This window comes from Kocuria sp. 2SI, assembly GCF_005502825.1.
Lineage (GTDB): Bacteria > Actinomycetota > Actinomycetes > Actinomycetales > Micrococcaceae > Kocuria > Kocuria palustris.
Genome location: NZ_SCNB01000004.1, coordinates 15,862 through 42,711 on the forward strand (window position 1 = coordinate 15,862; position 26,850 = coordinate 42,711).

29 protein-coding genes are annotated in these 26,850 nt (G+C 69.4%); 18 read left to right on the top strand and 11 right to left on the bottom strand.

Features of this window, described 5'->3' with window-relative positions; genetic code table 11:
- Positions 1–17: 17 nt before the first annotated feature.
- On the bottom strand, positions 18–689 hold the full coding sequence (locus FFS25_RS03335; protein WP_137801906.1) for a LysE family translocator: 672 nt from the start codon (positions 687–689) through the stop codon (positions 18–20).
- Positions 690–805: 116 nt separating this feature from the next.
- Between FFS25_RS03335 and FFS25_RS03340 the strand changes: the two genes are divergently transcribed.
- The gene (locus FFS25_RS03340; RefSeq protein WP_024290990.1) at positions 806–1,252 is read left to right on the top strand and encodes an Lrp/AsnC family transcriptional regulator; all 447 of its coding nucleotides are present in this window, start codon (positions 806–808) and stop codon (positions 1,250–1,252) included.
- Positions 1,253–1,322: 70 nt separating this feature from the next.
- Here FFS25_RS03340 and FFS25_RS03345 read toward each other — a convergent pair whose 3' ends face one another.
- Positions 1,323–1,787 carry a hypothetical protein gene (locus FFS25_RS03345; RefSeq protein ID WP_137801907.1) on the bottom strand — a complete coding sequence of 155 codons (465 nt, stop codon included), beginning with the start codon at positions 1,785–1,787 and terminating at the stop codon, positions 1,323–1,325.
- Positions 1,788–1,792: 5 nt separating this feature from the next.
- Complete coding sequence (locus tag FFS25_RS03350) at positions 1,793–2,032, bottom strand: PspC domain-containing protein (protein WP_006215424.1); 240 nt, start codon at positions 2,030–2,032, stop codon at positions 1,793–1,795.
- 188 nt (positions 2,033–2,220) lie between these two features.
- Here FFS25_RS03350 and FFS25_RS13365 point away from each other — a divergent pair, with 188 nt between their 5' ends.
- Positions 2,221–2,457 carry a hypothetical protein gene (locus FFS25_RS13365; RefSeq protein WP_162138730.1) on the top strand — a complete coding sequence of 79 codons (237 nt, stop codon included), beginning with the start codon at positions 2,221–2,223 and terminating at the stop codon, positions 2,455–2,457.
- Positions 2,458–2,557: 100 nt separating this feature from the next.
- Positions 2,558–3,505 carry an alpha/beta fold hydrolase gene (locus FFS25_RS03360; RefSeq protein WP_137801908.1) on the top strand — a complete coding sequence of 316 codons (948 nt, stop codon included), beginning with the start codon at positions 2,558–2,560 and terminating at the stop codon, positions 3,503–3,505.
- 96 nt (positions 3,506–3,601) lie between these two features.
- Here FFS25_RS03360 and hchA read toward each other — a convergent pair whose 3' ends face one another.
- A complete protein-coding gene (gene hchA / locus FFS25_RS03365; protein WP_024290986.1) occupies positions 3,602–4,462 on the bottom strand; it encodes a glyoxalase III HchA in 861 nt (286 codons plus the stop codon).
- Between the two features lie 129 nt (positions 4,463–4,591).
- On the opposite strand from hchA, the gene FFS25_RS03370 reads away from it, so the two are divergent.
- From FFS25_RS03370 to FFS25_RS03405, 9 genes are all read left to right on the top strand, one after another.
- Positions 4,592–5,002, top strand: coding sequence for a MarR family transcriptional regulator (locus FFS25_RS03370; RefSeq protein ID WP_137801909.1), 411 nt, complete (start codon positions 4,592–4,594; stop codon positions 5,000–5,002).
- Positions 5,003–5,476, top strand: coding sequence for a VOC family protein (locus tag FFS25_RS03375; RefSeq protein WP_249933749.1), 474 nt, complete (start codon positions 5,003–5,005; stop codon positions 5,474–5,476).
- Between the two features lie 115 nt (positions 5,477–5,591).
- Positions 5,592–5,723, top strand: a complete 132-nt coding sequence (locus FFS25_RS13920; RefSeq protein ID WP_006215416.1) for a hypothetical protein — start codon at positions 5,592–5,594, stop codon at positions 5,721–5,723.
- A gap of 79 nt (positions 5,724–5,802) precedes the next feature.
- A complete protein-coding gene (locus FFS25_RS03380; RefSeq protein ID WP_137801910.1) occupies positions 5,803–5,994 on the top strand; it encodes a hypothetical protein in 192 nt (63 codons plus the stop codon).
- Positions 5,995–6,086: 92 nt separating this feature from the next.
- Entirely contained in the window at positions 6,087–7,484 is a 1,398-nt protein-coding gene (locus FFS25_RS03385; protein WP_171004082.1) for a sugar porter family MFS transporter, read from the top strand.
- Between the two features lie 59 nt (positions 7,485–7,543).
- The gene (locus tag FFS25_RS03390; protein ID WP_171004083.1) at positions 7,544–8,650 is read left to right on the top strand and encodes an FUSC family protein; all 1,107 of its coding nucleotides are present in this window, start codon (positions 7,544–7,546) and stop codon (positions 8,648–8,650) included.
- Complete coding sequence (locus FFS25_RS03395) at positions 8,647–9,459, top strand: NAD-dependent epimerase/dehydratase family protein (RefSeq protein ID WP_137801913.1); 813 nt, start codon at positions 8,647–8,649, stop codon at positions 9,457–9,459. Before FFS25_RS03390 ends, FFS25_RS03395 begins: the two co-directional genes overlap by 4 nt.
- A 3-nt stretch (positions 9,460–9,462) precedes the next feature.
- Positions 9,463–10,335, top strand: coding sequence for an ABC-2 family transporter permease (locus tag FFS25_RS03400; RefSeq protein ID WP_137801914.1), 873 nt, complete (start codon positions 9,463–9,465; stop codon positions 10,333–10,335).
- Positions 10,332–11,507, top strand: a complete 1,176-nt coding sequence (locus FFS25_RS03405) for a winged helix-turn-helix domain-containing protein (RefSeq protein WP_137801915.1) — start codon at positions 10,332–10,334, stop codon at positions 11,505–11,507. The genes FFS25_RS03400 and FFS25_RS03405 overlap by 4 nt, the downstream gene beginning before the upstream one ends.
- 30 nt (positions 11,508–11,537) lie before the next feature.
- Here the strand turns inward: FFS25_RS03405 and FFS25_RS03410 are convergent, their stop codons facing one another.
- Positions 11,538–12,014, bottom strand: a complete 477-nt coding sequence (locus tag FFS25_RS03410; RefSeq protein ID WP_006215410.1) for a MarR family winged helix-turn-helix transcriptional regulator — start codon at positions 12,012–12,014, stop codon at positions 11,538–11,540.
- 103 nt (positions 12,015–12,117) lie between these two features.
- On the opposite strand from FFS25_RS03410, the gene FFS25_RS03415 reads away from it, so the two are divergent.
- The gene (locus tag FFS25_RS03415) at positions 12,118–13,380 is read left to right on the top strand and encodes an MFS transporter (protein ID WP_137801916.1); all 1,263 of its coding nucleotides are present in this window, start codon (positions 12,118–12,120) and stop codon (positions 13,378–13,380) included.
- Between the two features lie 110 nt (positions 13,381–13,490).
- On the opposite strand, the gene FFS25_RS03420 is transcribed toward FFS25_RS03415, so the two are convergent.
- Positions 13,491–14,678, bottom strand: a complete 1,188-nt coding sequence (locus FFS25_RS03420; RefSeq protein WP_137801917.1) for a glycine C-acetyltransferase — start codon at positions 14,676–14,678, stop codon at positions 13,491–13,493.
- A 49-nt stretch (positions 14,679–14,727) separates the two neighbouring features.
- Positions 14,728–15,765: an L-threonine 3-dehydrogenase gene (gene tdh, locus FFS25_RS03425; RefSeq protein WP_137801918.1), complete on the bottom strand. Its 1,038-nt coding sequence runs from the start codon at positions 15,763–15,765 to the stop codon at positions 14,728–14,730.
- A gap of 484 nt (positions 15,766–16,249) precedes the next feature.
- Between tdh and FFS25_RS03430 the strand changes: the two genes are divergently transcribed.
- Positions 16,250–16,828, top strand: a complete 579-nt coding sequence (locus FFS25_RS03430) for a CAP domain-containing protein (protein WP_006215406.1) — start codon at positions 16,250–16,252, stop codon at positions 16,826–16,828.
- A 233-nt stretch (positions 16,829–17,061) separates the two neighbouring features.
- Entirely contained in the window at positions 17,062–17,331 is a 270-nt protein-coding gene (locus FFS25_RS03435) for a DUF3072 domain-containing protein (RefSeq protein WP_171004084.1), read from the top strand.
- Positions 17,332–17,467: 136 nt separating this feature from the next.
- Here the strand turns inward: FFS25_RS03435 and FFS25_RS03440 are convergent, their stop codons facing one another.
- The 3 genes from FFS25_RS03440 to betT are packed head-to-tail and all read right to left on the bottom strand — an operon-like array spanning position 17,468 to position 22,780.
- A complete protein-coding gene (locus FFS25_RS03440; RefSeq protein ID WP_137801919.1) occupies positions 17,468–19,078 on the bottom strand; it encodes a GMC family oxidoreductase in 1,611 nt (536 codons plus the stop codon).
- An 8-nt stretch (positions 19,079–19,086) separates the two neighbouring features.
- Positions 19,087–20,568 carry an aldehyde dehydrogenase family protein gene (locus FFS25_RS03445; protein ID WP_137801920.1) on the bottom strand — a complete coding sequence of 494 codons (1,482 nt, stop codon included), beginning with the start codon at positions 20,566–20,568 and terminating at the stop codon, positions 19,087–19,089.
- A complete protein-coding gene (betT, locus tag FFS25_RS03450; RefSeq protein ID WP_137801921.1) occupies positions 20,561–22,780 on the bottom strand; it encodes a choline BCCT transporter BetT in 2,220 nt (739 codons plus the stop codon). The genes FFS25_RS03445 and betT overlap by 8 nt, the downstream gene beginning before the upstream one ends.
- A gap of 311 nt (positions 22,781–23,091) precedes the next feature.
- Here betT and FFS25_RS03455 point away from each other — a divergent pair, with 311 nt between their 5' ends.
- Positions 23,092–23,604 carry a ferritin gene (locus FFS25_RS03455; protein ID WP_171004085.1) on the top strand — a complete coding sequence of 171 codons (513 nt, stop codon included), beginning with the start codon at positions 23,092–23,094 and terminating at the stop codon, positions 23,602–23,604.
- Between the two features lie 101 nt (positions 23,605–23,705).
- Here FFS25_RS03455 and FFS25_RS03460 read toward each other — a convergent pair whose 3' ends face one another.
- Positions 23,706–24,494 (bottom strand): enoyl-CoA hydratase, encoded by a 789-nt coding sequence (locus tag FFS25_RS03460; protein ID WP_137801922.1) that lies wholly within the window; start codon positions 24,492–24,494, stop codon positions 23,706–23,708.
- A gap of 96 nt (positions 24,495–24,590) precedes the next feature.
- Here FFS25_RS03460 and FFS25_RS03465 point away from each other — a divergent pair, with 96 nt between their 5' ends.
- Together FFS25_RS03465 and FFS25_RS03470 are read left to right on the top strand one after the other, a co-directional pair.
- Entirely contained in the window at positions 24,591–25,439 is an 849-nt protein-coding gene (locus FFS25_RS03465; protein WP_283957203.1) for a Dyp-type peroxidase, read from the top strand.
- 69 nt (positions 25,440–25,508) lie between these two features.
- On the top strand, positions 25,509–26,759 hold the full coding sequence (locus FFS25_RS03470; RefSeq protein ID WP_249933751.1) for a DUF3500 domain-containing protein: 1,251 nt from the start codon (positions 25,509–25,511) through the stop codon (positions 26,757–26,759).
- Positions 26,760–26,850: the final 91 nt, after the last annotated feature.

The following is a 26,850-nucleotide window of genomic DNA, read 5'->3' on the forward strand; positions in this document are numbered from 1 at the left end:
GCCCCGCAGTCGGCCGCTCAGCGCACTCCGCTCAGCAGATGGGCGAACTGCTCGCCGGCCAGCCAGAGACCCATGAGGATCATGGCCGCGCCCGTGATGCGGGTAACGATATCGGCGGGGCCGTCGCGTCCGGCCAGCAGCCTCTGAGATGCCGCGGCGAGACCGACATAGAAGATCGCGCCCAGGCCGGTCCAGGTCAGTCCGAGCGCTCCGAGCTGAACCCACAGGGGCCATGCCGCGGTCGTCGAGACGAACTGGGGGAGGAAGGCGACGAACAGGACCAGCGACTTGGCATTGAGCGTGCTCACGGCGACGCCCTGGCGCAGGACCTTCCGGCCCGGGGCGGCGGCCGTCACCGGCGCGCTGGGGACGATCTCGAGCGCACCCGTCGAGGTATCGGGTGCGGCCGGGCGCGGCGCGCGCAGGATGCGGATCCCCAGGAAGGCCAGGTACCCCGCTCCGGCCAGGGTCACCGTGATCAGCGCTGCGGGAACGGCGGCGATGAGCGGGCCCAGTCCGGTGGCTACCACGAGGGAGAGGATCACGTAGCCGATCGTCAGCCCGGCGACCGGAGGGACGATCCGGGGCTGGCGTGCGCCGGTGGCGAGCATGAAGGCCCAGTCCGGTCCGGGAAGCAGCAGCAGCGCTCCCGTCGCGGCGATGAAAGCGAGCCACAGTCCCATATCCATTGCGGCCTCCTCGGGCGGCGTCGGTCGTCGTTGACGAGAAACAGCGTAGGAAGAAGTCCGCGACAGCCGATGCCAAATTCAGCCCGGACGAACCGCTGAAATGGCAAGATCCTGCTATGGATTCCGTGGATCGCGCCATCATCGACCAGCTGCAGGCGAATGCGAGCCTGACCAACACCGAGCTGGCGGATCGGGTGGGGCTCACGCCGTCGCCCTGCCTGCGCCGGGTGCGCCGTCTGGAGGAGGGGGGCGTGATCCTGGGATATCACGCGCGGATCTCGCCCGAGGCGCTCGGACGGCAGTTCCAGGTCTACGTCGAATTCGAGCTCGCCGACCAGCGCCAGTCCACGATCGAGCAGTTCGAGGTCGCACTCGTGGCCTATGACGAGGTCATCGAGGCTCGGCGGATGTTCGGCGCCCCGGATATCGAGGCGCTCGTCGCGGTGGCGGACCTGCCCAGCTTCGAGCGCTTCAGCACCGAGCATCTCAGCGCCCTGCCGGGGCTGGGGCGGATGCAGTCGCGCTTCGCCATGAAGGTCATCAAGGAGCGGCACCCGGCCTGATGCGGGCTCGCGATCGATGCCGGAACCCGCGCGGCGGCCGCCCGGGATGTCCTGTGTCTCGAGGGGCGCCTCAGCTGGCGCTGACCGCCTCAGGGCGACGAGCCGCCACTCGGAGCAGGCCGGCCAGCGCCAGGGCGGCGATGCCAGCACCCCACAGCGCAGCCCCGGCAGCCGGCTCCGCCACGACCATGCCGCCGGTGGGTCGGCCCTGTGCGTCCATGCCGTCCCAGAGCGCAAACGGCGCGGTGTCGATCATGTGCCAGAGGACGACGCCCCACACTGCCGCGACGATCAGCGCCGCAAGGGCCCACCGGCGCGAGCGGCCGATCCAGGCACTGAGCGCGCACAGGATCACGGCCGCACCGAGCGCGGCGAACAGCGGCCAGTCCGCCTTCAGCCCGCTCTCGGTGCCGCCCAGGGCGGTCTGGATCATGGAGATGCCGTCCTTGTCCCGTGAATCGAGGACGGGCGTGGTGAGGCTCAGGACCCACAGTGCGGCGCTGAGCAGCGATAGCACTCGCGAGGCCAGGACCACGGTCCTCAGCCTCGAAGAGCCCGCTCAAGCGGGATGCTGCCGTCCTGCCAAGGGGTCAGCACCCACACGAGCGCGTAGGCGCCCACGCCCAGCACAGGCAGCAGGAAGGAGGCGAGCAGCAGCGCGCGGACCACCCACACGTTGATCCCGAGCCGCGCGGCGATCGCGCCGCCGATGCCTCCGGCGAGCCGCTGCGGTCCGCGTCGGAAGCCGAGGCCGCGCACTGAATCGAAGATCGTGTTCATGGAGCCAACGCTACTCGGCGCGTGGCGACGTACGGCATGCGTCAGCGGACCGAGCTCGCCAGGGGCTGATTCGGTCTGGCGAGCCTCAGCCCTGGGACCGTCCAGGGAGGTGCGCCTGCTCGCCGTCGTGATCGAAGATCGTGAGGATCTCCGCCGGCCCGCGGTGGGCTTCGAGCGCGTGCGGGGTCATGGTGGAGAACTCCGCGGCCTGTCCCGGGGAGACGCCCTTCGGGCGGCAGATCCCCACGAACCCGCAGGGGATGACACCGATCCCGGGGATCTGGAGCGCAGGCAACGCCAGCCAGCCCATGACCATGGTGGTCTCGGCCGCCGCAGCCGGACTCATGGCAGGCGCGGGGGTCCACGGCGAGCTGGCCATGACCGATCTGGCCCGTGCGGTGGACGGCGGCAGCGCCCGGCAGTGAACTGCGGGGCGGCTGCATTCCACCGGAACTGTCAGGACGCGCCGAATTATGCTGAGGCTCCCAGCGCCGACCGGCGGCGCATCCAGCGCAGGGGACACCCATGGCACTGCAGGAGATCGAGTTCGCGTCGGCCAATGGTCGCGACACCATCCAGGCATGGCTGCACACGCCGATCGCCGAGCCCAAGGCGATCGTGCAGATCGTCCACGGCCTCGGCGAGCACTCGCGGCGCTACCTCCACCTCATCAGCGCGCTGCTGGACGAGGGGTTCGCGGTGGCGGCGGGCGATCACAGCGGGCATGGTCGCACGGCGATGCGGTCCGGGATATGGGCAGATGCCGGCGACGACGCCGCCCGTGTGGTCGTCGACGACGAGCTGGCGCTGCTGGCCAGGGTGCGGCAGGAGCTGCCCGGGGTCCCGGTGGTCGTGTTCGGGCACAGCTGGGGCTCGATGATCGCCCGCGTCCTGGCCGCGCAGCCGGATGTCGAGCTGGCCGGATTGGCCTTGGGCGGCATCGCGGCGCAGATGCGCGGCATCGAGTCGACGCTCGACCGGGACATGCTCGCCCGCCTGTCCGCCGGAGAGGGCCGTGCCGAGCCGGCGCCGGATCTTCTGGTGGGACAGCTCTTCGACGGCTTCCTGGCCCGCTTCGGCCAGGACGCGGGCCCCACGGCCTGGGTGGCCCTGGACGCCGACGTGGTGGCCGACCACGGCCGCGACCCCTTCAACAACTTCGGGGCGCCCTTGAGCGCACGGTTCCTCAAGGGGTTCGTGGACCTCTACGACCAGGCGAACGACGACTCCTTCTACGCCGCTCTGCCCGTGGATCTGCCGGTGCTGATCCTGGCGGGGGAGCAGGATCCTGTCGCCAACTTCGGCGAAGGCGCGTTCCACGTGGCCAATCGACTGCGGGACAGCGGCCATGACGACGTCCGCACCCGCGTCTTCCCCGAAGTCCGCCACGAGGTGCACAACGAGCCGCTGACTCGCGCCGAGGCCGAAGAGGAGATCCTTGGCTTCATCGCCCGAGTCACCGCGCGGAGCTGAAGGGCCGGGGGCTTCATGTCCGAGCCCGCTCCGGAAGAGGCTCCGGGGCGGGCTCGGTGCAGGAGCTGCGATGGTGTGCCGACTCCAGGGGACGGCTCAGTCGCCGAACGACTCCAGCAGCGCGAGCGCGGACTCCTTGCCGAGCTGGTTCGCGGCCAGAGGGCTGTCGCCGGTCAGCAGATTGCCGTCGCGGGTGGTCGCTCCGGACATGTCGTCGTTGACGATCTCGAAACCGGCGGCGGTGAGCTGCTCGCCCAGGTTCCACGGCATCTGCCCGGGGAGGTAGCCGATCTCGATGTTCGCCCCCAGGTCCAGGGAATCCGGGAAGGCGGTGATGCGGCGACCCGCGAAGGGGTTCTTCTCGCGGTCGATGCCCGCGGCCAGCAGGGCGGCGGGGCCGTGGCACAGGGTGATGATGAGCCGGTCCTGCTCCATGAAGAAGTCCAGTGCCGACCGCAGCTCGCGGCTGTCGGGCAGGCCCGTCATGGCGCCGTGGCCGCCGGGGATGAAGATCGCGGCGTAGTCGTCGAGCCCGTCGGCGATGACGTCAGCGAGCGCGCGCGGGGTCTTGAAGGACTCCTGGGCGGCCTCCCAGGTGCTGGCCACAGCCTGGTCCTGCGACGGGTAGGCCCACCACTCCAACTTGCCGGGCCCGCCCGTGAGCGTGGCGACGTCGATGCCGTAGCCGGCCTGGGCCATGTGGTGCAGCGGCAGCAGGGTCTCGACGGGGTGATTGCCGGTGGAGAAGAACGTCCCGTTGCGCATGCGCATGTAGCGCTCGTGGGCGGCGATCACCAGGACCTTCCAGCGGCCGCCGCGGTACTGTTCCTCGGTGGCCAGTCCGTCGAAGTCCGTGGTGGGAGCGGTGTACTGGGAAAGTGAGTACGGAGACGGAAAGAAGGCCCCGTCCTCCGCTGGGTCCTGCGTGGGCGTGCGGTCCTGCGTGGTCTCGGTCATCGGATTCCCTTCACGAGTTTCGTCGGTGCAGTGTATCGCGGCGCACGCTACAGGCCTGCTCTGACGTCGCAGCGAGATCTCGAGCGCACCCCTGACCATTCCAATGACAGGAATAAATCTTCCTGTTCTGTGAAGACTCTTCCTCCGCAGCTCACGCCGTTCGTGCGATCGGACGCCGTGGGCGCGATCCTCGCCGAGACGCTGGGCCACCCCGAGCGAGAAGTCTCCCTGGCCGAGCTCGGTCGACGCACCGGGGTCAGCCCAGCGGTCGTGCATCGGGAGGTCCAGCGACTGATCGACGTCGGCGTCCTGCAGGATCGCCAGGAGGGGCGCAATCGACTGGTGCGTGCTGAGCGGGATCATCCGCTGCATGCACCCATGCGAGAGATCGTTCAACCCACCTATGGGCCGGGGCCGGTGCTCCGCGCGGCCTACGACGCCGCGCGCGAGGCGCTGGCAGCCGTGCTGGCTCACCACGGTCTGCGCGCTCGACCGGTGGGCGTGGCGCACGTGAACACCGGCGCGGCCGCCGCTGCGTAGGTGTCCGACGATGCCCTGGCGGAGTTCGACTGGATGCGACAGGTCCGCAACAGCACCGAGTACCCCGATATCTCTCGGCCGCCCGCCACGAAGCAGGACGTCGAGGAGGCCATCGAGGGTGCCTCGGCGATCGTGGCGGCATGCCCAGCCGCTGCGGAGACCGCCGTGGGCCTGGACGGCAACCATGCGAGGATCGCCGTGCTGTCCACTCCCGACGGACGCGGCGTCCTGGAGCTGTTCGAGTACATCCACCCGCCTGCCAGCCCCATGCCGCCGACCCAGCCGAACGACCTGGGCATGCACCGGGTCGCCTTCCAGGTCGACGATCTCGACGCCGCCCTGGAGAAGGCGGCCGCCCACGGCTGCCACCCGCTGCGCGGAGTGGCGGACTACCAGGGCGTCTACCGCCTGACGTACCTGCGCGGGCCCAGCGGCATCGTGGTGATGCTCGCCCAGGACATGCGCGGCGACTGAGGGTCTCCCGCCCGTCGGACGGGGTCCGTAGGCTGAGCCGGACCACGCGGTCCGGCTACCACGGCACCTGCCGCTGATTCCGCGCCGGACCGACGACGCGCAGGAGGAAAACACCATGCTGAACTGGCTGTTCAAGGCACGACGGATGCGCGGCGACGCCCGCGCGGCCCAGCGCGGCCCCGAGGCCCTCGGCAAGCGGATGGGCCGCCGCGGCGCCCACCGGCTGCTGAGCAGGCTGCTGCGCTGAGCGCGCCGTAGACGCCGGCGGCCAGCGAGGTCCCGACGCAGCCCGCGATCTGGAAGCTCGTGGAGACGACCGTGACGCCGTGCTCACGGTCTCCACCGTGCTCTCAGGCCTGCACGGGATCGACGGAGCTGCTGCGCTGTCGGTGCCGAGCATCATCAGCGCCTCGGGGGCGCACCCCATCGAGCGGACTCCGTTCGACGACGGCGAGCTCGAGCGCCTGCACGCCTCCGCCGACGCCCTCCACCGGGCCGCCGCAGGACTGCGCGGCTGAGATCCGGCTCACCTCGGGCGCGCGGGGGATCCGGAGCGTGGATACGGTGAAGGACAGCACCCTTCCTTCCCCCCCTGTCAGCGAGGTTCCCCGTGCCTTCTTCTGCGCCCGCCCAGGCGAGGCCCGCCGCCCGTCATCAGACCGCCTTCATCGCCGTGCTCGCGGTCGGCGCGGTGATCGGCGGCTTCCTGTTCGGCTTCGACATGTCGACCATGAACTCGGCGATCAACGGCATCGCGCCGTCGCTGGAGCTCAGCTCGTTCCAGACGGGGCTGATCACCTCGATCGCGATGATCGGCGCGGCCGCGGGTGCCTGGTTCTCGGGCGATGTCTCCGAGCGGATAGGGCGCACCCCGGTCATGACCCTGGCTGGCACCCTGATGCTCGTGGGCTCGGTTCTCACGCAGCTCGCCGACGGCTTCTGGCTGATCCTCGTCTTCCGCATCTGCACAGGCCTGGGCATCGGCGCCGCCAGCGCAGTGGTCCCGGCCTATGTCAGCGAGGTCTCCCCGCCGCGCATCCGCGGCACCATGGGCACTTTCTGGCAGATGGCGATCGTGCTCGGTCAGTTCCTGGGCCTGGTCTCCGGGTACCTGTTCGCCCGGGCCGCAGGCTCCGAATCGGCCCAGCTGTGGGGCATGGAGGCCTGGCGCTGGATGTTCGCCGTCGTCGCCGTCCTGGCGCTGTCCTACGTGCTGATCTCGCTGCGCCTGCCGCAGTCCCCGCCCGATGCCGTGCGCCTGGGCGATCACGACTCGGCCCGCGCCTTCATCGAGCGCGCCGGCGGCGAGGACGCCGAGGGCCGCTTCGAGCGCATCCGCGAGAAGCTCGCGGACCGATCCGAGAGCGCGTCTCTGAAGGATCTGCGCGGCAGCCGGCTGGGGCTCCAGGGCATCGTGTGGGCCGGGATCCTGCTGGCCGCCTTCCAGCAGCTCGTGGGCATCAACGTCGTGAAGATGTACTCCAACACCATCTGGCAGTCGGTGGGCGTGCCCGTCGACGACTCCTTCCAGGTCAGCATGCTCACCGCTGGGCTGAGCATCGCGGCCACGGTCGTGGCGATCCTGATCATGGACCGCGTTCCGCGCCGGAGCATGCTGATCGTCGGCGGCGCGTTCATGGTCGCCTCCATGGCCGCGATGGCCATCGCCTTCGCCCAGGGCGGCGGCGCCGAGGGCGCTCTGCCGCGCGGGGCTGCGCTCACCGCCCTGATCGGCATGAACGGCTTCGCGATCTCCTTCGGCATCACCTGGGGACCGGTCATGTGGCTCATGCTCGGCGAGCTGTTCGACTCGGACCTCCGCACCGTCGCCGTGGCCGTGTGCACCGCCGTGAACTGGCTGATGAACTGGCTGATCACGCTGACCTTCCCCGTCCTGGCGGGTATCGGCCTGGATCTGGCCTACGGTCTGTACACGGCCTTCGCGCTGCTGGGCGTGTGCTTCGTGTGGAAGTCCCTGCCCGAGACCAAGGGCAGGGCGATGGCCTGAGGCCGCTGGCGCAGGGCGCCGAGGAGGACGGGTGAGGTGCGGTGGGATGGAGAGCTGGGGTGCGCGATCGGCTGCGCGAGGACGGGTGGACCATCCTGCAGCTGGCCGCCGCCGCGCTGATCGCCTTCCTGCTCGCCCGCTGGCTCGGGGGCCACTCGGAGCCGTTCTTCGCCCCGATCGCCGCGGTCGTGTCCCTGAACACGGATCTGGGCGAGCGCGGCCTCAACGCCCTGAAGCTGCTGCTGGGCGTCGTGCTCGGGATCGTGGTGGGGGAGCTGACCCTGCTGGTCGTCTCCGATCTGGCGCTCGCGCTGGGCATCGCTGTCCTCGTGTCGCTGAGCATCTCCACACTGGCCGGCGGCTCCCGGCTGCTGGTGGCCCAGGCAGCGGCCTCCGCCGTGCTGACCGTGTCGATCTCCGACGGCAGCGCCGGCCCTGAGCGGCTGATCGACGCCCTGATCGGGGCGGGAGTCGCGCTCGTGTTCACGCAGCTGCTGTTCACCCCGGATCCGCTCAAGCTGCTGCGAGCCGCGGAGTCTGAGGCCCTGTCGTCCGTTGGCTCCGGTCTGCGCCGGGCCGCCGAGGCCCTGGCGGGCGACGACGAGGCCGCGGCCGTCGACGCGCTCGCGGGCCTGCGCGAGACGCGCGACGACCTGGCCGATGTGGCCTCGGCGCGCGAGCGCAGCCAGCGCGTGGCCCGGCACTCGCTGACCCGCCGCTCCGGGAGGCGCCCCCTGGTGGTCATGACCGAGAACGCCGGTCATCTGGACCTGCTGGGCGATGACGCCATCATGGCCGTGCGCCTGGCGATCGCCGCGGACCCGTCGTCCCGGGTGGCCCATGGCGCCTCCTTGAAGCGCTTCGCGGGATTGATCGAGCGCCTGGCTGAGGACCCCGCGAGCCGCAGCGCCCGCCAGGGCGTCGTCGACGACTTCCCGGCCGCGCTGTCCGAGCTGGGCCCCGCTCGGCAGTGCGATCCCACCGTGCGGATGATCCGCCTCCTGGCCCTGGACGCGATGCTCTACGCGGGGGTAGAGCCCTCGGCGGCGCAGGCCGTGATCGACGGCGCCTCCGACGAGCCGTCGGTGGAGCGCGACCAGGATCCGAGCACGACCCTGCTGCGGCGCGTGCGCCGATCCATGCGCCGGGGGAGGATGGGGCCATGACCACGCCATCAGAGTCCTCCGCCCCGAGCCGCCGCCTCCTGATCACGGGTGCCACCGGCGGGATCGGGCTGCTGCTGGCCGAGCGGCTCAACGAGCAGGGCCCCGGCTACGAGATCATCCAGCACGGGCGCACGCCCAGGAACGAGGAGCAGGAGCGCGTGCTGCGCCCAGCGCAGATCACCGACCTGGACGAGATGCTGGCCCTAATGGATGGTGTGGACACCGTGGTGCACCTGGCGGGGGCATCGGCCCCGCAGGCCGAGTGGGACGACGTCCTGGACGCCAACATCGTGGGCACCCGCAGCGTGCTGGAAGCGGCCCGGCAGGCCGGGGTGCGCCGCGTGGTCTATGCGTCGTCCAATCACGCCTTCGGCATGTGGGACCGGAACGAGCAGTGGCCCGTGCTGCCCACCACGCTGCCTCGACCGGACTCGCTCTACGGGGTCTCCAAGGTCTTCGGCGAGGCGCTGGGCAGCTACTACCACGACGAGTTCGGCCTCGAGTTCATCGCCCTGCGCATCGGCTGGTACGCCCAGGATCCGCTGGAGGCCGACGACGAGCTGCTGCACGCCATGTGGCTCTCGCCCGACGACTGCGTCCAGGTGGTGCGCTGCGCGATCGAGGCGGATCGCAGCTTCGGGGCGTACTACGCGATCTCCGAGAACCCCAACCGGCGCTGGGACATCACGAACACCATGGTCGAGCTCGGCTACCGGCCGCAGGACTCCTGGACCCGCTTCACCGGCAGGTCCGAGGACGTGGCCGAAGGCGGAGCACCCGTCCGCGACACCTGGCCGTCGGGGTCCTGAGCGATGGGCGGATCTCAGCCCGGCCGGCTCAAGGCCATCCTGCTGCTCGTCATCTCCCTGCTGTTCGTGGCGGCCGGTGTCTTCGTCCTGCTCTTCGGTCCCGTGATGCTCGGCCTGGTCGTGATCGCCTTCTTCGGCGGCTGCGCGCTGATCGGGCTGACGCAGCTGCTGGGCGCTGATCACCCCGCCACCCCGATCCTCATAGGGGTGGGATCCATCGGCATGGGCCTGGGGTGCCTGGCGATGCTGGAAGGCGGGCTGAGCGGTGGGCCGAGCGACGCGGGGGACTGGGTGATGGTCGCGATCATGCTGGTCGGTGCCCTGTTCTTCGGGGTCGGGGGAGTGCTGCTGATCCTGCTGCCGCTGCTTCGCCGCCGAAGTCCGACACAGCAGCGAGTGCCCTCCCCGGTGCTGCCCCTGGCAGAGGTCGAGGCGCGCCTGGAGGGGCGGCTCGCCCAGCTCGGCGGTGCGGGCGGAGGCTTCGGCGGCGGGGTCGGGGCCGGGATCCCCGGTGCCGTCGGAGGCCGCTCGGGAGGTGCGTTCGGTGCGCAGGTCGGCACCCGCCACCTCACGCACCTGGACGGGGCGCGGGCCCAGCTGCCGGTGGCGCTGGATCAGGACCTGGTCCAGCACGTGCTGCGGGAGGTCTTCGGCGGTCGAGCCGAGTGGGGATGGGCCCCGGACCGACCGGTCGTGCTCATGACCGGCATGGTCGGTTCGGGTGCGGCGGGGATGAATCCCTGCGTCCTGCAGGTCGTGTGGTCGCAGCACGGCCTCGAAGCCACGGCCCATGCCCGGGAGGGGCTGATCGGGCAGCGCACGTGCGCCAAGACCCTGGAGAAGCTGGAGTCCGCGCTGAACCAGGGGACCCGATGACCGAGCTGACTCCTGCGGCAGCCCGCCGCATCGCCCTGGCCGCCCAGGGCTTCCTGGACCCGCGCCCGGCTCCGGGCGCTGTCACGGCGCGGCACCTGAACCGGGTGATCGATCGCGTGGGCGTGGTCCAGGTGGATTCGGTCAACGTGCTCACCCGCTCCCACTACCTGCCGTTCTTCTCCCGGCTCGGGCCCTATGACCGCGCCCGACTGGACCGCCTGCGCGACCGCTCGCCCCGGCGCCTCGTGGAGTACTGGGCGCACGAGGCCAGCCTGATCCCGCTGCAGACCTGGCCGCTGCTGGCCTTCCGCCGCGACCGCGCTCGTGACGAGGCCTGGGGCGGCATCCGCCGGATCGCCCAAGAGCAGCCCGAGCTCGTGGAGCGGGTGCTCGCCTTGGTGGCATCCCATGGGCCCCTGACCGCCCGGCAGTGCGACGCGCTCGTGGAGCATCAGGTCCCCGGCCGCGGCGACGGCTGGGGCTGGAACTGGTCGGCGGTCAAGACCGCGCTGGAGTTCCTGTTCTGGTCCGGGCAGATCATCAGCAGCGGGCGCAACCAGCAGTTCGAGCGCGCCTACGTCCTGCCCGAGCGGATCCTTCCTCCCGAGCCGCTCGAGCGCGCGCGGCAGATGGACGCTCATGGGGCCCATGTGGAGCTGATCCGCATCGCCGCCCGCGCCCACGGGGTGGCGAGCCTGCGCAGCCTGCGGGACTACTTCCGGCTGCGCGCCGACGAGTCCCGCGCCGCCGTCGTCGATCTGGTGGCGGCCGGTGAGCTGGAGGAGGTGACGGTCCGCGGCCTGGGCCCGGCCTACCTGCATGCCGAGGCCCGACGGCCGCGCAGAGCCCATGTGGAGGCTCTGGTCAGCCCGTTCGACTCGCTGGTGTGGCAGCGCGAGCGCACCGAGGCGCTGTTCGGCATGCGCTTCCGCCTGGAGATCTACACGCCCGCAGCTCAGCGGCTGCACGGCTACTACGTCCTGCCGTTCGTCTACGGGGACACGCTGGTCGCCCGCGCGGACCTGAAGGCCGACCGCGCCGCGGATGCCCTGTGCGTGCAGCGCCTGACCTGGGAGCCCGAGGCGCCGGGGGCGGCGCGGGAGGCGCTGGCAGCGCAGCTGCGCTCGATGGCCGACTGGCTCGAGCTCTCGGACGTCGTGGTCTCCGCGTAGCTCCGCCCGCAGGGACCGGGCGGTCGCGGCTCACTCGGGATCGGGGCGCGGCCAGGGCTGTGCCCGGATGGCCTCGACCGATTCGTTGAAGCGGCGCATCAGGCGGGTCAGCTGCTCGACGTCCTCGTCCGCCCACTCGGCCGTCACGGCGGCCACGGAGTCGGTGCGGCCGCGGAAGTCCTCGCGGAGCCGGTTCGCGCCCTCGGGGGAGGGGCGGTGCTTGCGGGCCGAGCCGCCGTCCGGGTCCTCGACCCGCTCGATCAGCCCGGCCTTCATGGCGGCGGCGACCTGGCGGTGCACCGTGGAGACGTCCAGGTCGAAGGCCTCGGCGAGCTCGCCCACGGACATCGGCCCCGAGGCCTGGAGGCGCGCCAGCAGCACGGCCGCGCTGCGCTCCAGGGTCTCCGGGCGCAGACGCGGGGCCGAGCCCTGCAGGGCGTGCCGTGACATCAGCATGTGCTCGTACATCAGCGCCCGCAGCGTCCGGCTGTCGCTCTGCTCGTCCATGCGGCGGCCCCCTTCAGCGGTGCGATCTCGTCACCTCGAATTGTATCGTGCAAACTCAGTGCTAGATTTGCATCATACAAACCTCGATCCCAGGAGATGACCCTTGTCCGCCGCCACCGGTGAGATCCCGCGCATCGACCACCCGAGCGCTCAGCCCCTGATCACCCCGGCCTTCGTGCTGGCCTGGCTGGTCAACTTCTCGCAGTACCTCGTCTTCTACCTGCTGGTCACCACCATGGCGCTGTACGCCGTGCGCGAGTTCGCCGCCGACGACGCCGCCAGCGGCTTCGCCTCGAGCTCCTTCGTGGTGGGGGCGACCGTCGCGCGACTGGTCACCGGCTTCATCGTCGATCGGCTGGGGCGCCGTCGCGTGATGCTCGCGGCCCTTGCAGTGACGATCCTGGCCTGCGCTCTCTACCTCCCGACCGCCTCGCTGCCCCTGCTGATCGCGGTGCGCATCCTGCACGGATTCGCCTACGCCTTCGCCTCCACGGCGGTGATGGCCATCGTGCAGTCGGTGATCCCCGCAGCCCGTCGCGCCGAGGGCACCGGCTTCTTCGCCTTGGGCACCACGCTGGCCACGGCCGTGGGGCCGGCGCTGGGGCTCTTCCTGGTCGGGGCGTACAGCTACGGGATGCTGTTCGCCGTCGCGCTGGGGGCCACCGCCATCGGACTGGTGCTCGCGCTGTTCCTGCGCCGCCCCGCCGAGGGCACTGCAGCGCGCACGGACGAGGAGGCCGAGGAGCACGACGAGGCCGTCGCCGCGCGGAAGGCCGAGTTCTCGCTCTCGGAGATCCTGCATCCGGCCGTCGTGCCGATCGGGCTGGTCATGGTGCTGATCGGACTGAGCTATGCCGGGGTGATCACCTACCTGAACGCCTATGCCGTGGAGCGCGATGTCGCCACCGGCGCCGGACTGTTCTTCGTGGCCTACGCCCTGGCCATGCTCGTGATGCGCTTCGTGCTGGGTCGCGTCCAGGACCAGCGCGGGGACAACATCGTCGTGTGGTTCGGCATCGTGTGCTTCGTCCTGGCGCTGGTCGTGCTGTCCGCGGCCCAGCAGGACTGGCAGGTGGTCGTGGCCGGTGCGCTCACCGGCCTGGGCTACGGCACGCTGATGCCGGCCGCCCAGGCCATCGCCGTGAGCGCCGTGCCTGCCGACAAGCTCGGCACCGGGATCTCCACGCTGCTGCTGCTGGCCGATGTGGGGATCGGGCTGGGCCCGGTGCTGCTGGGCGCCCTCCTCTCGGCGACCGGCTACGGCCCCATGTACGCGGGGCTGGCGGTCGTGGTGGTCGTGGCCGGCGTCTTCTACCACGCAGTGCACGGCCGGCATCAGGCGGCCCGACGCCGGCAGGTGGCCTGAGCACGACGACGAGATCCCTGTCCCGACAGCGACAGGCGGACCCGACGAGCTCGAGCTCGTCGGGTCCGCCTGTCAATGCGCTCTGGTGCGGGCCGCTGCGCGCGGAGGCCTCAGGCCACGGCGTCGCGCGCGTCGATGAAAGCCTGCACGCAATCCCGGACGTCGCGCTCCGAGTGCGATGCGGACAGCTGCACGCGGATCCGCGCCTTGCCCCGCGGCACGACCGGGAAGCTGAAGGCGATCACGTAGACGCCGGCCTCGAGCATGCGATCGGCGATCTGGGTCGCCTGGCGGGCGCCGTCGTCACCGGGGAACATGATCGGGCGGATCGGGTGCGTTCCGGGCAGGACGTCGAAGCCGGCCTCGCGCATCAGCGAGTCGAACAGCTCGGTGTTGGCCTGCAGCGTGCGCCGCTTGTCCGCCGAGGACTCGATCAGTTCGAGCGCGGCCAGGGAGCCCGCGACGACCGCCGGGGCCACCGAGTTCGAGAACAGGTAGGGACGCGAGCGCTGCCGCAGCAGGTCCACGATCTCCTGATGGGCGGCCACATAGCCGCCGGATGCTCCGCCCAGGGCCTTGCCGAGCGTGCCGGTGAGGATGTCCACCCGATCCATCACGCCGAACAGCTCGGGGGTTCCGCGCCCGCCGTCGCCGATGAAGCCGACCGCGTGCGAGTCGTCCACGAAGACCAGGGCGCCGAACTCCTCGGCCAGGTCGCAGATCTCATCCAGCGGGGCGTAGGAGCCGTCCATCGAGAAGACGCCGTCAGTCACGATGACCTTCCGGCGCGCATCGGCCGCTGCCTCGAGCTGGGCGCGCAGATCCGCCATGTCCGCGTTCCTGTAGCGGAAGCGCCGAGCCTTCGACAGCCGCACCCCGTCGATGATCGAGGCGTGGTTCAGCTCATCGGAGATGATCGCGTCCTCGGCGCCGAAGAGCACCTCGAAGACGCCGCCGTTGGCGTCGAAGCATGACGAGTAGAGGATCGTGTCCTCGGTGCCCAGGAACTCGGAGAGCTTGTCCTCGAGCTGGATGTGCAGGTTCTGCGTGCCGCAGATGAAGCGGACCGAGGCCATGCCGAAGCCCCAGTCGTCCAGGGCGGTCTTGGCGGCGCCGATGATCTGCGGGTCATCGGCCAGGCCCAGGTAGTTGTTGGCGCAGAAGTTCAGCGCCTCGGACTTCAGGGTCGTGATGTGGGCGGACTGCGGAGAGGTCAGCTGGCGCTCGTCCTTGTGGAGCCCGGAGTCGCGGATCTCCCGCAGCGTGGCGGTCAGCTCGTCCTTCAGGGTGCCGTACATGGTCGTCCTTCGGGGTCGGAGGTGAGGGGAGGCGTTGTCGCCGGGCCCGTCAGGACCAGTCCAGGACGACCTTGCCGCACTGCCCGGAGCGGGCCGCGGCGAAGGCGTCCTCCCACCGCTCGGCGGGGAAGCGGTGGGTGATGACCTGGGAGACGGCTGATCGGAAGCGCTGCGAGGCGGCGATCATCTGGGACATCGCATACCAGGTGTCGTACATCTCGCGGCCGTAGATGCCCTTGAGCGTGATCATGTGCGTGATGACCTTGCCCCAGTCCAGATCGTAGGACTGGTGGGGCAGCCCGAGCAGCGCTATGCGTCCGCCGTGGTTCATGTTGGCGATCATGTCTATGACGGCCGGGCCCGCTCCGGACATCTCCATCCCGATGTCGAAGCCCTCCTTCATCCCCAGGTTCGTCTGGGCATCGGCCAGCGACTCGCGGGTCACGTTGATCGTCAGGTCGGCACCGGCGGTGCGGGCCAGCTCCAGGCGGTAGTCGCTGGCGTCCGAGACGACGACGTAGCGGGCGCCGGCGTGGCGGGCGATCGCGGCGGACATGACGCCGATCGGCCCGGCGCCGGTGATCACGACGTCCTCGCCGACCATCGGCCACTGCAGGGCCGTGTGGGTCGCATTGCCCAGGGGATCGAAGATCGCGCCCAGGTCCGGGTCCAGATCCGCGGGGTGGACCCACACGTTCGTGGCCGGCAGGACGACGAAGTCCGCGAAGGCGCCGTCGCGGTTCACGCCCAGGCCCTCGATGGCGATGCAGACGTGGCGGTGCCCGGCACGGCAGTTGCGGCAGGTCCCGCACACGATGTGGCCTTCACCCGAGGCTCGATCGCCGACGGCGACGCTCGTGACCTCCGAGCCCACCTCGACGATCTCGCCGTAGAATTCGTGGCCGATGACCAGGGGCGGGTCCACCGTGGAGCGGGCCCAGTCATCCCAGTCGGCCAGGTGCAGATCGGTGCCGCAGATGCCGGCGCGCAGCACGCGGATCTTCACGTCCCAGGCGCCGCAGCCCGGCTCCGGGTGGTCGAGCAGCTCCAGTCCGGGGTCGGCGGACAGCTTGGTGAGTGCGCGCACGGGGCTCGTCTTTCCTCGAACGGTCGGCCGGGTGGGGCCGCGGATCCGCCTCCGCCGGTGCGGTGGCACCGGGTCGTGGTCGCGTCCGATCCGATCAGGGCCAAGACGGCGACGACCGGGTGGAGGGTTCTTCGGAGCCTAGGGGCTGGACGACCTGCGGCGCGGCTCACGCGAGCATCGCGACGCAAGGTTGAGCAGAACCCGTGCGGCAGCGCGGACTGCTCGCGAGGCGGGGTGCGAGCAGCCGAGCTCACCGATTCTGGGGGAACTCCCAGCTTTACGATGACGATCGAGGTGGGCGAGGACATCATCCCTGTCATGGCAGGGATGTGCCGTACTCAGCCACTGTTCAGGTTACAATTCCATCACGGTACAATCACGGTTTGATAACGAATGCGATTTGAGCGGGTCTTGCGTGACCTCCTAGGTTCTCTGGCGGACTCCGGGCAGCACGCCCGCATCGACATCCGCTGAGGAGCACGCCATGAAGAAGAAGACCACTCGCTACGCCGCAGCCGCCGCGCTCGCCTTCGCCGGCACCAGCGCCGCCGTTGCTCCCGCGCAGGCCGCGGTCTCCGTCTCGGGTGCCGAGACCCCGATGCAGACCCAGGCTCAGACATCGGCCGGTGAGGCTCCGGCCCCCGAGGCCGCGCCGGCCTCCGATGCATCGTTCTCCGCACAGGTCTCCCAGGAGGTCCTCGCCCAGATGAACGAGCACCGCTCCCAGGCCGGGCTGTCGCCGCTGTCGAGCAATGGGCAGCTCGACGCCATGAGCACCGACTGGTCGGGCCAGCAGGCCGCCGCCGGCGCGCCGTCGCACAACCCGTCGTTCATCGCGCAGACCAGCGCCGCGGGCTCGACCGGCATGGCCGAGAACATCGCCTACAGCGTGGGCTCCCAGGGCTCCGTCGAGGCCACGGCCTCGTACTTCGTGGACTTCTGGATGAACAGCCCCTCGCATGAGGCGAACATCATGAATCCCGAGTTCAACGCCGCCGGCTTCGGTCTGGCGGAGGGCGCCGACGGCAACGTCTACGCCACGCAGAACTTCGGCACCTTCTGATCCGCAGCATCCCGCGCGCACCGCGGCCCCGGCCTCTCCCTGAGGCCGGGGCCGCGGTGCGTCTGCGAGCTGCGGGCCCGATCCTCCGCGGCCCGACCTCGCGGGGCTGACGTCCCGTCGGTGGGCGGTGCCATGATGAGATCAGGCGCACAGGCGCAGGCCCGAGCCCGCGATGCGCGCCGATGTCCCGAACCGGTCGCCCTCGCGGGCGGCCGCAGATCCAGGAGGTTCCCATGTCAGAGAACACGCAGGGCGACGACGAGCTCTACACGCCCGTCACGGACGACACCGAGGGCGGCGCGGAGATGATGGGCGCCACCGGCGACGCCGGCGGCGCCTCGTCCCTGGAGAAGGACCCGGAGGAGTGGGTCAGCGGCGACGAGCCCATGACCGAGTCCCAGAAGTCCTATCTGGACACCCTGGCCAAGCAGGCGGGGGAGTCCGTTCCGACCGATCTGACCAAGGCGCAGGCGTCCGAGCACATCGACCGCCTCAAGGGCTGAGCCGACGCTGCACAGCGCGCAGCGCCTCGAGCCGTCCTCGGACGGCTCGAGGCGCTGCGTCATTCGAGAGCCCCGCAGATCACCGGATCTGCGGGGCTCTCGCCTCAGGCCGGCGGCTGACTCAGCCCATCGGAGCTCAGGAGCCTCGGATGATGTCCGACGCGCGTTCGCCGATCAGCATGGTGGTGATGTTCGGATTCACCGCGACCAGCTGCGGCATGATCGAGCCGTCGACCACGCGCAGTCCCTTCACGCCCTTGACCCGCAGCTGGGGATCCAGCGGGGACAGGTCGTCGTCCAGCGCACCCATGCGGCAGGTGCCGGCCGGGTGGTAGACGGTGTTATGGGTCTTGGAGACGTAGTCGGCGATCTCCTCGTCGGTCTGGGCCTCCTCGCCGGGGAAGAGCTCGCGGCCGCGGTAGGCGTCCATGGCCGACTGGGAGACGATCTCGCGCGCCCTCCGGATCCCGGCCACGGCCACGGCCATGTCGTAGCCCTCCTCGTCCGTGAAGTAGCGTGGATCCACCCTGGGCTTGTCCCGGTAGTCGATCGTGCGCAGCCGCACGGTGCCTCGCGACTTCGCGTGCGTGACGTTCGGAGTCAGGGCGAACGACTCCGGAGAGGTGGGGTAGCCCTGACGTCGTGTGTGCATGTCGAAGGGCACCGAGCCGTAGTGCATCATCAGGTCGGGAAGCTCCAGGCCCTCCTGGGTCGGGGAGAAGATCCCGATCTCCCACCACTGGGTGGTGTCTCGGGTCATGCGCTGGGTGCACTCCCAGGAGATCACGGCCTCGGGGTGGTCCTGGAGGTTCGAGCCCACGCCCGGTGAATCCACCCGCACGTCGATCCCGACCTCTCGCAGGTGATCCGCCGGGCCGATGCCGGAGAGCATCAGCAGCTTGGGGGTGTCGATCGCCCCGGCCGAGAGGATGATCTCCTTGCGGGCCTTCATGATCGAGGAGCGGTCGAAGCAGTTGTCGATGTACTCGATGCCCACGGCCCGCTGGTCGTCGTCGAACAGGACCTGCATGACCTGCCGGTTCGTGAGGATCTCGAGATTGTCCCGCTGCTGGATGGGGTGCAGGTAGGACACCGACGACGAGGCACGGCGTCCGTCCGCCTGGCGGTTGACCTGGAAGAAGCTGGCGCCGTTGACCACGGTCTCGAAGTCGTTGAACGTGGCTCGAGGGATGCCCGCCTGCTCGCAGGCCTCGAGCAGGGCCACGCCCACGGGATCATTCGGAGGAGCGTCCATGAGCTCCACGGGGCCGTCGGTCCCGTGCCGCTCACCGGAACGGGACTGATTCGATTCGAGGCGCTTGATCAGCGGGAGCATGGTCTCGGCGCTCCAGCCCTCGGCGCCCATCTGCTCCCACAGGTCCATGTCCTCCGCAGGCGGATGGAAGGCGATGCAGGAGTTGTGCGACGAGCAGCCTCCCAGCACCTTGGCGCGGGCGTGGCGCATGAACGAGTTGCCGTTGGCCTGCGGCTCGATCGGGTAGTCCCAGTCGAGCCCGGATTCCAGCATCTCCGGCCAGCGGTTGAGCTGCAGGACCATCTCGTGGTCCAGGTCGTGGTCCCCGGCCTCGACCAGGGCCACGGAGACGTCCGGGTCCTCGCTGAGTCGGGCGGCGACGACGGCGCCGGCCGACCCGCCTCCCACGATGATGTAGTCGTATTCGGTGATCAGGTTCTCCGACACGGGCTCGTCGAGCACGCGGTCCTCCTTCTGCTGAGTGCGGGGCATTGAAGCGGTCACTTCTGCGGGAACCAGCCGGTCACGGCGGGCTCGGTGTTCTGGTAGATGTGCTTGGCCTCGGTGTACTCCTCCAGGCCGGTGGGGCCGAGCTCGCGGCCCACGCCGGAGGACTTGAAGCCGCCCCACTCCGCCTGCGGCAGGTAGGGGTGGTAGTCGTTGATCCAGACCGTGCCGTGGCGCAGACGACGGGACACGCGGTTGGCCGTTCCGGCGTCCGAGGTCCACACCGCTCCGGCCAGGCCGTACTCCGTGTGGTTGGCGGTCTCGATGGCCTCGGCCTCGGTGGAGAAGGTCTCGACCGTGATGACGGGGCCGAAGCCCTCCTCGATCACCGCGGGGTTCTCCCGATCGCACTGGTCCAGCACGGTCGGGGCGTAGAAGAACCCGTCCTGATGCTCCTCGCCGCCCCAGTGGCCGCCGACCCGCAGGCGGGCGCCGGCCTCGATGCCGCGCTGGACGTAGTCGGTGACCTTGTCCCGGTGCTCCTTGGAGATCAGCGGGCCGGTCTCGGCCTTCTCGTCGAACGGACCGCCCATGACGATGTCGCCGGCGCGGCGGACGACCTCGTCGACGAAGCGCTCCGCGATCGTGTCCTGCACGATCAGGCGCGTTCCCGCCGAGCAGACGAGTCCGGAGTCCGTGAACGCGGCATTGAGGGCGTTGTCCACGGCGGCGTCGAAGTCGGCATCGGCGAACACGACGTTGGGGTTCTTGCCGCCCAGCTCCAGGGCGACCTTCTTCACGCCGTGGGCCGCCGACTCGGCGATCCTCCGGCCGGTGACCAGGCCTCCGGTGAAGGAAACGAGGTCGATCTCCGGGTGGCTCGACAGCGGGGCGCCGACGACTGCGCCGTCTCCGAGGACCAGGTTCGCGACTCCGGCGGGCAGCCCCAGCTCGTTGAGCACATCCATGATCAGGATCGCCGTGTGCGGGGTCAGCTCAGCCGGCTTGAGCACGAAGGTGTTGCCGGCCGCCAGCGCGGGGGCGATCTTCCACGCCGCCTGCAGCAGCGGGAAGTTCCACGGCGTGATCATGCCGCAGACGCCCACGGGCTCGTGGACCACCCTTGAGATGACGGTGTCGTCGCCCGCATCCACCAGACGGCCCGGGCTCTGGTCCGCGATCTTGCCGAAGTAGCGGAAGCAGGCCGCGATGTCGTCCATGTCGCCCTCGGCCTCGACCAGGCGCTTGCCGGTGTCGAGGGCCTCGGCACGGGCGAACTCGTCCTTGCGCTCGAGCAGGGCGTCCGAGACGCGGATCAGGAAGTCGCCGCGCTCAGCGGCGGGGGTCTCCACCCAGGTCCGGGCCTCGAACGCCTTGCGGGCGGCGAGGATGGCGCGCTCGACATCCTCGCCGGTGGCCTCGGCGACGACGCCGACCTCGGTGCCGTCGGCGGGGCAGATGATGGTGCGGGTCCCGCCGTCGGAGGAGGGGACCCACTCTCCGTCGATGTACAGGGTCGAGCTGGACTCAGTCATGGCGCTCCTTCTGGGTTGCGGTGTTCACGGTCTCGGCGGAGGAATCTAGCCGAGGGGCGACGGTGGGGATCTGATCGGTGTCGACCCAGGTCTCAGGGGTGGTTCCGACCACCGCGCCTGTGGCCAGGCCGCCGCCGTCGCCGCTGAGGTGCAGGTAGGCGATGTGGGCGTCGTAGACATCCAGGACATCGGCGATGACCTGGTCCTTCGTGTATCCCATGATGTCGCGGCCGCGCGATCCGTGGGTCGAGAAGATCTCGATCCGGTAGTAGACATCGCGCACGGTCGACAGGTTCGCAGCGAAGCTCGGCAGCGAGTGGGCCACGGGGTAGGCCTGGTACTTGAAGTCCTCGGCCTCCGGGAAGGAGACCACGAGGTCCACGAAGCAGATGCCGCTGTCGGGGTGCTCGCCGCGGTGGCAGGCCACCGACAGCCCGAGCTCGGAGAGCTCCTCAGCGACCTCTTCCACCGCCGGTGCCGCGGTGTGCTCGACGAATGCCTGCGCATCGGCGGCGGAGGCATAGGACATCCGGTCGTGAAGGCGCTGCCGCCAGGTGACCTGCTGGCCGGTCTCGCGAACTCGGCTGGTGAGCAGGGCGGGCAGAGCTGCCTGCCTCGAGTCGAGGTTGATCTGCTCCGTGCGCAGCATCTTCCAGAGCCCCGCCATCACGATCCAGACGATCAGCGACAGCGGCAGTCCCACGACCACTGTGGCTGCCTGCAGCGTGTAGACGCCGTCGATGAACAGCATGACCAGCGTCAGCACGCCGGTGATGACCGCCCAGACGATGCGCAGCCACGGAGGGCCGTCGGAGTCCGTGTCCGTCGTCTTGGAGGACATGTTCGCCAGGACGAGAGATCCTGAGTCGGCGGAGGTCACATAGAAGAACAGCCCGGTCAGCAGCGCCAGCGGAATCGTGAAGAAGGCCCCGGGGTGCTGCTCGAGCAGGTTGAAGAATCCGGATTCGGGCAGGGTCATCGTCAAGTCGAGGAAGTCCTGATCCTCGGCATTCATCAGGGTGGCGTTGCCGAAGATCGAGACCCACAGCAGGATGAAGGCGAAGGGGATGAGCAGCACGCCGAAGACGAACTGCCGCAGGGTCCGGCCGCGGGAGATGCGGGCCAGGAAGAGGCTGACGAACGGCATCCAGGCGATCCACCAGGCCCAGAAGAACAGGGTCCAGTCCGCCATCCACTGATCGGCGGGGTAGGCGGCTGTCCCGTCGGTGTAGGCGAACGTGTTCATCAGCATTCCCGGGAAGCGGGAGAAGAAGTCGCCGATGTTCTGCACCAGGGCGTTGAGCAGCTCATGCGTGCGGCCCGTGAAGAGGATCCACAGCATCAAGGTGACTGCCAGCAGAACGTTCAGCTCGGAGAGGCGACGAATCCCCTTGTCCACGCCGGAGACCGTGGAGGCGACGGTGATGACCACGGCGACGGCCATGAGAGCGACCTGCACGCCCACGGTCGTCGGGACGCCGAAGATCGCGGCGAGCCCATAGTTCAGGAAGACCACGCCGATGCCCAGCGACACCGAGATGCCGAAGATCGTGCCGATCACGGCGCCGATCTCTGCGGCGTGGCCGACACCGCCGTGGATGCGCTTGCCGAAGATGGGTGCCAGAGCCGAGCGGATGCTCAGCGGGAGGTGATAGCGATAGGACACCAGGCCGACGACCATGCCCATCAGCGCGTAGAGCGCCCAGCCGGGAATGCCGTATTGGAAGATCGTCCACAACGGAGCCATCCTGGCGGCTTCATCGGACATCGGCGCGACATCCGGGGGAGTGAGGAGATTCGTGGCCGGTCCGGAGATCCCGAAGAACATGAGATCCACGCCGATGCCAGCAGCGAAGAGCATCGCCGTCCACGTGAAGAGGTTGTACTTGGGCCTGGAGTGATCCGGGCCCATCCTCGTCTGCCCCACGCGCGAGAGCGCGACCACGATGACGAAGACCACGACGACCGTGACGGTCAGCACGTAGTACCAGCCGAAGTTCTCGGCGATCCAGGCCATCGACCCGAAGATCGCGGTCTCGGCTGCCGAGGGCCAGATGGCGGCCCAGGCCACGAAGGCGACGATGACGGCGGAGGCCCCGATGAAGACGGGCCAACTGACGGCGGAGTGACGGGGACTGTCCTGTTCGACGGCCTTGCGTCTGAATGCGTCGTCGGCGGTGTTGTGCGGCGGCGGTGCGGTGGAGCCTGCCATGAGAGTTCCTTCCTGGAGGACGAGTGCTTTCAGGCGTGCAGACGGCTGATCTCCGCGCGGCGATGGTGCGCCGGGGGATCGGCCGATCCTTTCACTTTAGGGAGCCTCGACGAGGAACTCATGTCCGCGCTGCGGGTGCCTGTCACCTGGTGCGACGTGCGCGACCGTCTCCTGGGCAGGGAAGAGAAGCGTTCGGTCAGGCTCATCTCATTGAGGTGAGGCTCATCACGCGAAGCTGAGCCTCAGCTCAGCAATGCGTTTCACAGCGCATGATCTAGCTTTCTGAAGCCACCTCTCCTATAGTCCTTATTATGAAGATTTCACAGCAGATGGAAGCCAAGTTCAACGATCAGATCACCCTCGAGTTCGAGGCCTCGCTGGTCTACCGCCAGCTGGCCGTCGAGGCCGAGCGCATGGACCTCGTGGGCATGGCCGCGTGGTTCCGCCACCAGGCCGACGAGGAGATCGTCCACGCCAACAAGTTCATCGACTACGTCGATGCCCGTGATGGCCACGTCCAGATCGGCAGCCTGAGCGCCCCGGCGCAGTTCGCCGATCCGTCCGCTCTGGACCTCTTCGAGGCCGCCTTCAAGCACGAGCAGAAGGTCTCGGAGGCCATCCAGAACCTCTACCGCGCTGCTGATGAGGCCGGCGACTTCGATTCCCGCCCCATCCTCAACTGGTTCACCTCGGAGCAGATCGAGGAGGAGTCGACGGTCGACGAGATCATCGGCCGCATCCGCCTCGTCGGCGACGACGGCTCGGGCCTGCTGCGCATGGACTCCGAGCTGGGTCAGCGCCCGGCGGAGACCACCGAGGCCTGATTCGAAGCATCGCATCGCCGACCTCGGCATGATGAAGCCCACCGACCCAGTCCGGGTCGGTGGGCTTCGTCGTTCTCTGACCGCCGGACGATCGCCGCTGCTCAGCGGTGCTTGAACTCCGGGTCGCGCTTCTCGACGAACGCGGCCATGCCCTCCTTCTGGTCCTCCGTGGCGAACAGGCCGTGGAAGAGCCTCCGCTCGGCGACCAGGCCCTGCGACAGGGGAGTCTCCATGGCGGTGTGCACGGCCTCCTTGGCTGCCATGGCCGCGATTAGCGACTTCGAGGCGATGGTCTGCGCGATCTCCAGGGACTCGTCCTGGAACTCGTCGGCGGGGATCACGCGCGAAACGAGTCCGGCGCGCTCCGCCTCCTGGGCATCCATCTGGCGCCCGGTGAGGATCATGTCCATGGCCTTGGGGCGCCCGATCGCCCGCGTCAGGCGCTGCGACCCGCCCATGCCGGGCAGCACGCCCAGATTGATCTCCGGCTGTCCGAACCTGGCGGTCTCGGAGGCGATCAGCAGATCGCACAGCATGGCCAGCTCGCAGCCCCCGCCCAGGGCGTAGCCGCTCACGGCGGCGATGGTGGGCGTGCGGATCTCGGCCAGGCCCTGCCAGCCGGCGAACCAGTCGGTGGCGAACATCTCGGCGAAGCCCCGGTCGGCCATCTCCTTGATGTCGGCTCCTGCGGCGAAGGCCTTCTCCGAGCCGGTCAGCAGGATCGCGCCGATCCCGTCGTCGGCATCGAAGGCTCGGGCGGCGTGCAGGACGTCGGCAAGCACCTGCGAGTTCAGCGCGTTCAGGGCCTTGGGGCGGTTCAGGGTGATGATCCCGACCCGCCCCTTCGTCTCCACGAGGATGGTGTCGTAGGTCTGCTCGGTCTCGGTCATGGGGCGAGTCTACGAGTCGTGCCGTCTGTGCGTGGGCCGGTTCACACGCGAGCACCCCGCGATAGGTTTGTCCTCAGACCCAGCGCAGACCCCACGGTGGCCCCCATCCGCTGCAGCAGATCGTCGCCCCGCTCGGTCTCCTTTCGTCGTCCCGACGACAGCCTGCAAGCCGTGGCCGGCATCGGCGCCCGGCTGTGGGATCGGCTCTGGGATCTTCCCCGACCCAAGGGCCTGCATCCGTTCCAGGAGATCCAGGGCGCTCGCCACCGGGCGCCGTCCACGCCGGGCGATCTGCTCCTGCATCTGCGGGCGAAGAACATGGACGTGTGCTGCGAGCTCGCGAGCATGGTGATGGATCGGCTGCGCGGTCACGCCGAGGTGGTCGACGAGACCCGCGGCTTCAAGTTCTTCGACGAGCGCGACCTGCTCGGCTACGTCGACGGCTCCGAGAATCCGGAGGGTCAGACGGCCCAGGACTGGGTGAGCATCAACTCCGCCGATGATCCGGACTACGCGGGGGCCGGCTACGTGATCGTGCAGAAGTACCTCCACGACATGCAGGCGTGGAACGCGCTGAGCGTCGAGCAGCAGGACGATGCGATCGGGCGCACCAAGGCCGAGAACATCGAGCTGCCCGAGGAGCGCAAGCCCCAGGACTCCCACGTGCACCTGAACTCGATCACGGACGACGACGGCCGCGATCTCAAGATCGTGCGCGACAACCGCCCGTTCGGCTCGATCGGCGACGATGAGCACGGCACCTACTTCATCGGCGACACCAGGGACCCGGCGATCATCGAGCGCATGCTGCGCAACATGTTCGTGGGGGAGCCGGAGGGCACCACGGACCGCATCCTGGACTTCTCCACGGCCACCACCGGCTCGCTGTTCTTCGTGCCCACCGCTGCATTCCTGGACGACGATCAGCCAGCCGCCGCTCGCTGATCCGCAGTCACAGCCCCGGCACAGCTTCGGGTGGTCCCCGGCATAGCGAGCGCGCCCAGACTCGGGGTCATGAACAGCACCGACAACAGCGCAGTCCAGACCATCACCACCGCCGACCACTCCAACAGGCCCGCCTCTCGCTGGAGCCGCCTGAGGGTGGGAGCCGCCGGGATCAGCGTCGCCGCCCTGCTGGCCACGACCGCCTGCGGTACCGTCGGCCAGGCCTCGGACACGTCCTCCGACAGCGCTGCGACCAGCGTCTCGACCTCGGTGGAGACCAGCGCGAACACCTCCACGACGGAGTCGTCTCTCGACAGCTCCGCCGAGGTCCAGGCCCTGGCTCAGGCCTTCGCCGACACCCTGGATGACGATCAGCTGGCCGAGCTGAACCAGGACTACAGCTACGAGAATGCGACCAACTGGTCGAACTTCCCGCAGGAGCTGCTCCAGAACGGCATGGGCGGCGGTCCCGGAGGGACGAGTTCGTCGTCGGGGCGTGTGGGTCTGCAGATCTCGACCCTGGACGACGAGCAGCGAGCGGCTCTCGAGGAGCTGATGGCCGCCGCGCTGGGCGGGGAGGACAACGAGGGCTACGACGAGGTCATGGCCATCCTGGCCGCCGACGACTACCTGGCCGAGAACTACGGCGGCACGGACTACGGCTCGGAGAACTACTACATCGCCTTTCTGGGCGAGGTCACCGACAGCGGCACCTGGGAGCTGCAGTTCGGCGGGCACCACCTGGCGGTGTCCAACACCTACACGGACGGCGAGCTGGTCAGTGCGACCCCGTCCTTCCGCGGCACGGAGCCCACCGGGGAGTTCACGCTGGATGGTGAGACCTACGACCCGCTGACCCAGGAGACGGACGCGCTCTCTGCGCTGGCGGAATCTCTGACCGAGGACCAGCTTGCCGAGGCCGCCACGGACCAGTCGGATCTGCTGCTGGGCCCCGGCCAGGACGGCGAGTTCCCCGAGGAGGAGGGCGTGAAGGTCTCGGATCTGTCCGAGGAGCAGCAGGAGCTCGTGCTGGAGGCGATCGCGACCTACGTCGATGACCTGCCCGAGGACGAGGCGGCCGAGTACATGGCCACGTACGAGTCCGAGCTCGAGGACACCTACGTCCTGTTCTCCGGGAGCACGGACTTCTCCACCGCCGGCGACTACATCCGCATCGACGGGCCCAGCGTGTGGATCGAGCTGGCCATGCAGAACGGCGTGGCGACCTCCGAGCCGCACATCCACTCGGTGTGGCGAGACTCCGAGACGGACTACGCCGGGCTCACCGAGGACTCCTCGAGCACGGATTCCGAGGGCTGAGTCTCCGATCGGCTCAGCCGGCCCACGGTCGCCCACGACGACGGGTCCCCTGCGCAGCTCTGCGCAGGGGACCCGCCGTCGTGCGGTGATC

What these genes read in the sequence shown, in the direction of transcription:
- FFS25_RS03400 (WP_137801914.1), top strand. Translation starts at nt 9,463, where the DNA reads ATGGGCGGATCTCAGCCCGGCCGGCTCAAGGCCATCCTGCTGCTCGTC.
- FFS25_RS03435 (WP_171004084.1), top strand. Translation starts at nt 17,062, where the DNA reads ATGTCAGAGAACACGCAGGGCGACGACGAGCTCTACACGCCCGTCACG.
- FFS25_RS13920 (WP_006215416.1), top strand. Translation starts at nt 5,592, where the DNA reads ATGCTGAACTGGCTGTTCAAGGCACGACGGATGCGCGGCGACGCCCGC.
- FFS25_RS03430 (WP_006215406.1), top strand. Translation starts at nt 16,250, where the DNA reads ATGAAGAAGAAGACCACTCGCTACGCCGCAGCCGCCGCGCTCGCCTTC.
- FFS25_RS03410 (WP_006215410.1), bottom strand. Translation starts at nt 12,014, where the DNA reads ATGGACGAGCAGAGCGACAGCCGGACGCTGCGGGCGCTGATGTACGAG.
- FFS25_RS03350 (WP_006215424.1), bottom strand. Translation starts at nt 2,032, where the DNA reads ATGAACACGATCTTCGATTCAGTGCGCGGCCTCGGCTTCCGACGCGGA.
- FFS25_RS03460 (WP_137801922.1), bottom strand. Translation starts at nt 24,494, where the DNA reads ATGACCGAGACCGAGCAGACCTACGACACCATCCTCGTGGAGACGAAG.
- betT (WP_137801921.1), bottom strand. Translation starts at nt 22,780, where the DNA reads ATGGCAGGCTCCACCGCACCGCCGCCGCACAACACCGCCGACGACGCA.
- FFS25_RS03340 (WP_024290990.1), top strand. Translation starts at nt 806, where the DNA reads ATGGATTCCGTGGATCGCGCCATCATCGACCAGCTGCAGGCGAATGCG.
- FFS25_RS03440 (WP_137801919.1), bottom strand. Translation starts at nt 19,078, where the DNA reads ATGCCCCGCACTCAGCAGAAGGAGGACCGCGTGCTCGACGAGCCCGTG.
- FFS25_RS13365 (WP_162138730.1), top strand. Translation starts at nt 2,221, where the DNA reads ATGGTGGAGAACTCCGCGGCCTGTCCCGGGGAGACGCCCTTCGGGCGG.
- FFS25_RS03405 (WP_137801915.1), top strand. Translation starts at nt 10,332, where the DNA reads ATGACCGAGCTGACTCCTGCGGCAGCCCGCCGCATCGCCCTGGCCGCC.
- FFS25_RS03455 (WP_171004085.1), top strand. Translation starts at nt 23,092, where the DNA reads ATGAAGATTTCACAGCAGATGGAAGCCAAGTTCAACGATCAGATCACC.
- FFS25_RS03335 (WP_137801906.1), bottom strand. Translation starts at nt 689, where the DNA reads ATGGATATGGGACTGTGGCTCGCTTTCATCGCCGCGACGGGAGCGCTG.
- FFS25_RS03395 (WP_137801913.1), top strand. Translation starts at nt 8,647, where the DNA reads ATGACCACGCCATCAGAGTCCTCCGCCCCGAGCCGCCGCCTCCTGATC.
- FFS25_RS03420 (WP_137801917.1), bottom strand. Translation starts at nt 14,678, where the DNA reads ATGTACGGCACCCTGAAGGACGAGCTGACCGCCACGCTGCGGGAGATC.
- FFS25_RS03445 (WP_137801920.1), bottom strand. Translation starts at nt 20,568, where the DNA reads ATGACTGAGTCCAGCTCGACCCTGTACATCGACGGAGAGTGGGTCCCC.
- hchA (WP_024290986.1), bottom strand. Translation starts at nt 4,462, where the DNA reads ATGACCGAGACCACGCAGGACCGCACGCCCACGCAGGACCCAGCGGAG.
- FFS25_RS03360 (WP_137801908.1), top strand. Translation starts at nt 2,558, where the DNA reads ATGGCACTGCAGGAGATCGAGTTCGCGTCGGCCAATGGTCGCGACACC.
- FFS25_RS03470 (WP_249933751.1), top strand. Translation starts at nt 25,509, where the DNA reads ATGAACAGCACCGACAACAGCGCAGTCCAGACCATCACCACCGCCGAC.